Annotated in this window: 2 protein-coding genes; both read right to left on the minus strand. The window is 64.5% G+C overall.

What is annotated here, in order from left to right:
* On the minus strand, positions 1-1,112 hold a 1,112-nt coding region (locus tag JQC81_RS32220), incomplete at its 3' end, for an NAD(P)/FAD-dependent oxidoreductase (protein WP_203275829.1).
* Between the two features lie 27 nt (positions 1,113-1,139).
* Positions 1,140-2,156 (minus strand): 4-hydroxyproline epimerase, encoded by a 1,017-nt coding sequence (locus JQC81_RS32225; protein ID WP_203275830.1) that lies wholly within the window; start codon positions 2,154-2,156, stop codon positions 1,140-1,142.
* Between the last annotated feature and the right edge of the window lie 24 nt (positions 2,157-2,180).

A 2,180-nucleotide genomic window follows, 5' to 3' on the forward strand; every position in this document is an offset into this window, starting at 1 on the left:
TAGATCACGCGCTGGTCACGTCCGGCGGGCCCGATCACCGGCAGGGAATCCGGGATCGAGGGACGAAAGCCCATCCATCGCCTTGCGGCCGGTTCGGATTGCAGATGAGGCAGGAAGCGCGTCAGACGCTGCACCATGGCGTCGGTTCGACTGTGGTTGGGCGGCGCCTCAAGGCCGGCGAACTCCACTGCGCCGCCGACCCGGTCGCCCGTGTCGAGAGGCGTCGTGACGAAGCCCTCGCCTTCGAACATGATCGGCCGGCCGATCTCGAACGTGCCCTTCGGATAGGTCGCGTTGTAGCCTCGCTCGGTGTCGAGCGGGATCCGGTCTCCGAGTTGGGCGGCCAAGCCGCGCGACCAGATGCCGGCCGCAATCACAACTTGATCGGCGGTCACGGCCGGGCCGGTCTCATCCATGTGTACGCGAACGGCCTCGTTCTGCAGTTCGATTCCTGAGGCATGCGCCGCCACAGGAACAGCGCCGCGCTCCAGAGCCAGTCTCAGGAGGTCCGCAGCCAGAACAGCCGGGTCGGAAACATGGCAGGCGTCCGGGTAGAGCACGGCGGCTTCCACGTTGCGAAGCGCGGGCTCAAGCTCTGCGAGTTCTTCAGGGCGCAGGGCTTCAGCCCCGATCCCGAAACTGCGCTGATGTTCGATGATGTCCTGCGATCGATCGAAGTCGCCCTGATGCCTCCAAACGGAGAGAATGCCGTTCTCTCTAAGATGCCCGTTCAGATTCAAGGACGACAGAAGGCTCTTCCAGGCCGGTAGCGACTCCGCATTGATGGAGCGGATCGCCCCAATGCTCGACTTAATGCGTGAGGGCGACGAGGCCAGCAAAAAGCGCGCCAGCCAGGGTGCCAGATGCGGCAGGTAGCCCGGCCGGATGGTCAGCGGCCCGAGCGGATCCCTGAGCCAGCGCGGCAGGTTCCGCCACGCCTTCGGCGAGGCGAGCGGCATGATGTCGGTATGGGCTATCCAGCCGGCATTGCCGTCCGTCGGGCGTCCCTGCTTTCCGCCGGGCTCGATCAGAACGACCTCATGGCCCCGGTCGAGCAAGGCATGCGCCGTGGCAAGCCCCACAACGCCGGCTCCGATAATCGCAACCCGCATGTTACTTCCCTAGAACAGGCTTAAGGCCTAGCGGCTCTGGTCGACAACCTGGAAGCCGTTGGCGAAGGGGTCCCGATCGTCGATGAAGATGGTATTGAACCCGGTCACGCGGGCCCAGCCTTCGATGGACGGGATGATCGCATCGCGGTCACCGACCTTGGTCCGCCCTTCTATGCGCCCGGTGAAGGTCGAGCCGATGATGCTCTCATGCACGAAGGCATCGCCCTCGTTCAAAGCGCCGCGAGCGGCCAGATGCGCCATGCGGGCGGAGGTACCCGTGCCGCAGGGCGAGCGGTCGATGGCCTTGTCCCCGTAGAACACCGCATTGCGCGCCGTGCTGCCCGGATTCTGAGCCTTCCCTGTCCACAGCACGTGCGTCAGGCGATTGATAGCCGGGTTCTCCGGGTGCGCGATCTGGTAGCGCGCATTGAAGGTTTCACGCAGCTTCGGGCTCCAGCGCAGGATGTCGGACGGGTTCACGTCCGCCAGATCCCTGTAGAGCGTCTGCGGCTCCACGATGGCATAGAAGTTGCCGCCATAGGCGACATCGACCATGAGATGCCCGAGCCCTTCGACCTCAACCTCGTAGCCGGTGCCATAGAGGAACGACGGAATGTTGGTGATGCGCACCCGTTCCACGAAGGGACCGTTCTGCTCGTAGCGCGCCTCGACGACGCCCGCTGGCGTGTCGAGCCGCAGCAGGCCTGGGGTCTTCGGGTGGATGAGACCGTTCTCGAGTGCGATGGTCACCGTGCCGATGGTGCCGTGGCCGCACATGGGCAGGCAGCCTGATGTCTCAATGAACAAGATGCCCACATCGCAATCCGGCCGGGTCGGCGGATAGAGGATGGAGCCTGACATCATGTCGTGCCCGCGCGGCTCGAACATCAGGCCGGTTCGGATCCAGTCGTATTCCGCCAAGAAGTGCTGGCGGCGCTCGAACATCGTGTCCCCTTTAAGCTGAGGAATGCTGCCGCCGCCCACCACGCGGACCGGGTTGCCGCAGGTATGGCCGTCGATGCAGAAGAAGGTGTGGCGCGCCATGGCCTCACTCGCTGTTCACAAGAG

Origin of the sequence: Microvirga arabica (assembly GCF_016811235.1) — a bacterium.
GTDB classification, from domain to species: Bacteria; Pseudomonadota; Alphaproteobacteria; order Rhizobiales; family Beijerinckiaceae; genus Microvirga; species Microvirga arabica.